Origin of the sequence: Streptomyces tricolor (assembly GCF_002155905.1) — a bacterium.
Lineage (GTDB): Bacteria > Actinomycetota > Actinomycetes > Streptomycetales > Streptomycetaceae > Streptomyces > Streptomyces tricolor.
In genome coordinates this window covers 1-4,808 of record NZ_MUMF01000095.1, presented here as the reverse complement: position 1 = coordinate 4,808, position 4,808 = coordinate 1, and the positions used below count along the sequence as shown (strand labels likewise).

4 protein-coding genes and 1 pseudogene are annotated in these 4,808 nt (G+C 77.8%); 2 read left to right on the top strand and 3 right to left on the bottom strand.

The genetic code is table 11. The annotated features are described in order from the left end of the window. A pseudogene (locus tag CCN44_RS45955) lies at positions 1 to 108 on the top strand (TIGR00374 family protein); the annotation flags it as partial. A gap of 45 nt (positions 109 to 153) precedes the next feature. Further along, positions 154 to 918: a crotonase/enoyl-CoA hydratase family protein gene (locus CCN44_RS08135; protein WP_086697233.1), complete on the top strand. Its 765-nt coding sequence runs from the start codon at positions 154 to 156 to the stop codon at positions 916 to 918. 27 nt (positions 919 to 945) lie between these two features. Here the strand turns inward: CCN44_RS08135 and CCN44_RS08130 are convergent, their stop codons facing one another. The 3 genes from CCN44_RS08130 to CCN44_RS08120 form a co-directional block, all read right to left on the bottom strand. Next, entirely contained in the window at positions 946 to 2,172 is a 1,227-nt protein-coding gene (locus CCN44_RS08130; protein ID WP_086697232.1) for an NAD(P)/FAD-dependent oxidoreductase, read from the bottom strand. Then, the gene (locus CCN44_RS08125) at positions 2,169 to 3,572 is read right to left on the bottom strand and encodes an NAD(P)/FAD-dependent oxidoreductase (RefSeq protein ID WP_086697231.1); all 1,404 of its coding nucleotides are present in this window, start codon (positions 3,570 to 3,572) and stop codon (positions 2,169 to 2,171) included. The genes CCN44_RS08130 and CCN44_RS08125 overlap by 4 nt, the downstream gene beginning before the upstream one ends. Continuing rightward, positions 3,569 to 4,808, bottom strand: a 1,240-nt coding sequence (locus tag CCN44_RS08120; RefSeq protein WP_086697230.1) for an FGGY family carbohydrate kinase, incomplete at its 5' end; no start/stop codon positions are given. The genes CCN44_RS08125 and CCN44_RS08120, both read right to left, overlap by 4 nt.

The following is a 4,808-nucleotide window of genomic DNA, read 5'->3' as shown; positions in this document are numbered from 1 at the left end:
GCGGTGGCCACCGCGGTGGTGCTGGCCTACCGGATCATCACCGTGTGGCTGCCGCTGGTGCCGGGGGCGCTGACGCTGGGCGCACTGGTGCGGATGAAGGTCATCTGAGGCACAGTGGCCCTTCGAGCCGCCTGCCGAGAAGGAGCACCCGCCGTGCCGGTCCGCGTGGAGCGCAAGGAGTACGTCACCACGGTCGTCCTCTCCCGGCCGGAGGCCCGCAACGCGGTGGACGGTCCGACGGCCGCGGAACTCGCCGCCGCCTTCCGGGCGTTCGAGGCGGACGACAGCGCCCGGGTGGCGGTCCTGTGGGGCGAGGGCGACACCTTCTGCGCGGGCGCGGACCTGAAGGCGATCGGCACGGCACGCGGCAACCGGGTGGCGCCGGACGGCGACGGGCCGATGGGGCCGACGCGGATGCGGCTGTCCAAGCCGGTGATCGCGGCGGTGGCCGGGCACGCGGTCGCGGGCGGGCTGGAACTCGCCCTCTGGTGCGATCTGCGGGTGGCGGAGGAGGACGCGGTGTTCGGGGTGTTCTGCCGCCGCTGGGGCGTGCCCCTGATCGACGGCGGCACGGTACGGCTGCCCCGGCTGATCGGCACCGGCCGGGCCCTGGACATGATCCTCACCGGCCGCCCGGTCCCCGCCCCCGAGGCCCACGGGATGGGCCTCGCCGACCGCCTGGTCCCGACCGGGCGGGCCCGCGCCGAGGCCGAGGCCCTCGCGGCGGCCATCGCCCGCTTCCCCCAGGCCTGCCTGCGCAGCGACCGCGCCTCGGTCCTGGACCAGGAGGGGCGGGACGAGGCCACGGCGCTGCGCGGCGAACTCACGCACGGTCTGGGCGTGCTGGCGGACAGCGCCGAGGGCGCCGCCCGGTTCGCCTCGGGCGCCGGACGGCACGGGTCGTTCGCGGACCCGTGAACCGCTCGTCCTCCGGCGGCCCCGCGCTCAGCCGGTGCTCACCCGTACCTCCCCGCCGTCGGGGTCGACGCGGTCGTGCCAGCGGGCGGTGAGGGTCAGGGTGCGGTCGGGCAGCGCGGTGCCGCGCCGCTCCCGGTGGAGGAGGCGGGCGCCCTGGTGGACGTACAGGGTCGGGCGGGGCAGGGTGATCTCGGTGCGCAGGACGTAACGGGCCGGCGGGCCGGCCGGGGTGACGCGGTTCGGGGCGATCCAGCGCAGCGGTGCCTCGACGGTGACGGGCACGCCGGGGTCCGGCCAGGGCGCGCCCGCCAGGAAGTCCAGGACCGCGCCGGCCGCCCGGACGCCCTCGCGGGCCGCCGCAGCGGCGGGCTCCACGGCGTGCAGGACGTTGCCGGCGGCGAAGACACCGGGGCGCGAGGTGTGCGGGGTGGCGCCGACGGCGGGGCCGCGGGTGCCCGGGTCCAGGGTGAGGCCGCCGCGCCGGGCCAGTTCCTGGTCGGGGACGAAGTCGCCGGTGAACACCACGGTGTCACAGGGCAGGACGGCCGTACGGCCGTCGCGGTGGCGGACGCGGACGCCGGACAGCCGTCCGTGGCCGAGGAGTTCGGTGACGGTGGTGTCGGTGAGCAGCGGGATGCCGTGGCCCAGCCGGGCCGCCTGCGCGCGGGCGCGGCCGGTCTGGGCCCGCGGGTGCTCCGTGACCAGGGCGACGACCCGGGCGCCGGCCGCGCGCACGGTGCCGGCCGCCGCGTAGCCGACGTCCGCCGCGCCGACGACGACCGCGCGGGTGCCGATGTGCTGCCCGAACAGGTGGACCGCCTGCTGGAGTTCGCCGGTGGTGCAGACGCCGGCGGGGCGGGTGCCGGGCACCAGCCGGGCGGTGCGCGGGCGTTCCCGGGCGCCGGTGGCGAGGACGACCGCGCGGGCCTCGACGGTCTCCGGGCCGCCGGGGCCGACGGTGGTGAGCACGGGCCCCGTCGGCGCCCAGTCCAGCGCCGTCACGCGGGTGCGGACGGTGGCGCCCGCGCGCTCGGCGGCCTCCGTCAGCCGGCGGGCGTACGCGGGTCCGGTCAGCGGGCGGATCCAGGTGCCGAAGCCTCCGTGCATGCAGTGCCGGGGCACCCCGCCGGGCTCCGCCTCCCGTTCCAGCACCTCCACGCGTCCGGCACCGGCGGCGGCCAGCCGGGCGGCGGCGGCGAGTCCGGCGGGACCGGCCCCGACGACGAGGACGTCCACGCGCCGCGGGGCCGTCATGGTCTCGCCCCCCGCTCGAACAACTCCCGGACCGCCGCCCCGCAGTAGAACCCCTGGCAGCGGCCGGCCCCGGCCCGGGTGCGGCGGCGCAGGCCCGCCAGGGTGCGGGGCGGGATCGGGCCGGCGAGGGCGTCGCGGATCTCCCCGCGGGAGACCCGCTCGCAGTGGCACACGAGGGTGCCGTACTCGGGGTCGGCGGCGATGAGGTCGGGCCGCTGGTAGGGGCGCGGGAAGGCCTCGCCGAGGTTCGGCATGGCGACCGGCTCCGGTTCCCGCACGGGGCCGAGGTCGAGTCCGGTGCCGGCCAGCAGGCCGGCGACGTGGGCGGCGATGGCCAGGGAGGCGGTCAGGCCGGTGGAGCGGATGCCGCCGACGGTGACGTACGCCTGCCCGGGGTGGGCGGTGATGCGGTAGTCCTCCTGCCCGGTGGCCGCGCGCAGCCCGGCGTAGACGGCGGTGACCTCCTCGTCGAGCAGGGCGGGCAGGATGCGCCGGCCCTGGTCCCGCAGCGCGGCCAGTCCCTCGGCGGTGGATCCGGTGGCCCGCTTGTCGTCCAGGTCCTCGGCGGTGGGGCCGAGCAGGACGTTGCCGTAGACGGTGGGCGCGACCAGGACGCCCTTGCCGAGGGCGGTCGGCACGGGCAGCAGGATGTGCCGGACCAGGGGGCGGGCGAACTTGTCGTGGACGAGGAGCTGGCCGCGGCGCGGGGTGACGGTGAAGTCCTCGTGGCCGAGGGCACGGTCCAGGGTGTCGGCGTGCAGCCCGGCGGCGTTGACCAGGTGGCGGGCGCGCAGGGTGCCCCGGCTGGTGGTCAGCCGGTGCCCGTCCGCCCACGTCGCCGCGCGCACGGCGGTGTTCAGGTGCAGGTCGGCGCCGGCGCGGACCGCCTGGGTGGCGTAGGCGAGGGTCGTCGTCCAGGGGCAGATGATGCTCTCGCCGGGGATGTGCAGGGCGCCCAGCGCGCCCGGGCCGAGGTGCGGCTCGCGGGCGTACAGCTCGGCGGGGCCCAGCAGGGCGGTGTCGGGGTACGCGTTGCGCTCGGCCTTCTCGGCCAGCCGGGGCAGCGCGGCGAGCTGCTCCTCGTCCCAGGCGACCAGCAGCGCGCCGACCCGTTCGACGGGGATGCCGGTCTCGGCGGCGTAGGCGCCGAGCCGCGCGTAGCCCTCGCGGACCAGGCGGGCCTCCAGGGTGCCGGGGGCCGCATCGAAACCGGTGTGCAGGATGGCGGTGTTGGCCTTGGAGGTGCCCTGGCCGACGTCGTCCTGGGCCTCGACCAGGGCGATGCGCAGGCGGGGGTGGCGGGCGAGTTCGCGGGCGATGGCGCAGCCGACGACGCCGGCGCCGACGATCGCCACGTCGTACGGCGTCGACGGCAGCGGACCGTCCGCGGTGACGGTCACGGGCCGAGGAGGGCCGCGACGGCGCCGCGGAACCCGGCGCGGCGTTCGGCGGCCTGGTCGGCCGGGATGCGGGGCTCGTACACGGCGGCGGGTTGTCCGTCGGGCAGGACGTCCGCGACGCTCAGGCCGGGGTGCGCGCCGAGGCGGGCGAGGGCGGCGGCGCCGAGCGCGGTGGCGTCGGGCAGCGCGGACACTTCGACGGGGCGTTGCAGCAGGTCGGCCTGGGTCTGCATGAGGAGTGCGGAGCGGGTGAGGCCGCCGTCGACGCGGAGCGTGGCCAGGGGCGCGCCCAGGTCGCCGGCGGCGGCCTCGGCGAGTTCGGCGACCTGGGCGGCGATCCCCTCGCACAGGGCGCGCACCAGGTGCCCGGGGGTGGTGTCGAGGCCGAGTCCGGTGAGGGAGCCGCGGACGTCACCGCGCCACCAGGGGGCGGCGAGTCCGGCGAGGGCCGGGACGAAGGTGACCCCGCCGCTGTCGGGGACGGTGCCGCCGACCGGATCGAGGTCGGCGGCGCCGGAGATGACGCCGAGGCCGGTGAGCCAGCGGACGGCGGAGGCGGCCGTGTAGACCTGGCCGTCCAGGCAGTAGCTGGTGGTTCCGGCGAGCCGCCAGGCCACGCAGCTGACCAGGCCGGAGCCGCCGCGCCGGGGGCGGTCGCCGGTGTGCGCGAGCAGGAAGGCGCCGGTGCCGTAGGTGCATTTGGCGGTGCCGGGGGCGGTGACGCGCTGGGCGAGCAGGGCGGCCTGCTGGTCGACGATCAGTCCGGTGAGCGGGATCTCGGGCCCGAACGCCCGTGTGGTGCCGACCGGGCCGGCGGCGTCGGTCACCTCGGGCAGGCGTTCGCCGGCCAGGCCGTACAGGTCGAGGGCGCGCGGGGACCACGCGGCGCGGTCCAGGTCCAGCAGCTGGGTACGGCCCGCGGTGGCGGCGTCGGTGGCGAAGGCGCCGGTGAGGCGGTGCACCAGCCAGGCGTCGGAGGTGGTGACGACGCCGTCGCGGGTGCGGTGGCGGCGGATCCAGGCCATCTTGGGCGCGGCGAAGTAGGGATCGAGGGGCAGCCCGGTCAGCTGCCTCAACTCCTCTGCGTGCTCTGCGAGTTCGGCGCACACGGTCTCGGCCCGCCGGTCCTGCCAGACCAGGGCGTCGGTCAGCGGGCGGCCGGTGGCCGGGTCCCAGGCGAGGACGGTCTCGCCCTGGTTGGCGAGGCCGAGTGCGACGACGTCCTCGCCGGCCTCG

Bases quoted from the DNA above. Each gene is read 5' to 3' on its own strand.
- CCN44_RS08130 (WP_086697232.1), bottom strand. From the start codon at position 2,172: ATGACGGCCCCGCGGCGCGTGGACGTCCTCGTCGTCGGGGCCGGTCCC.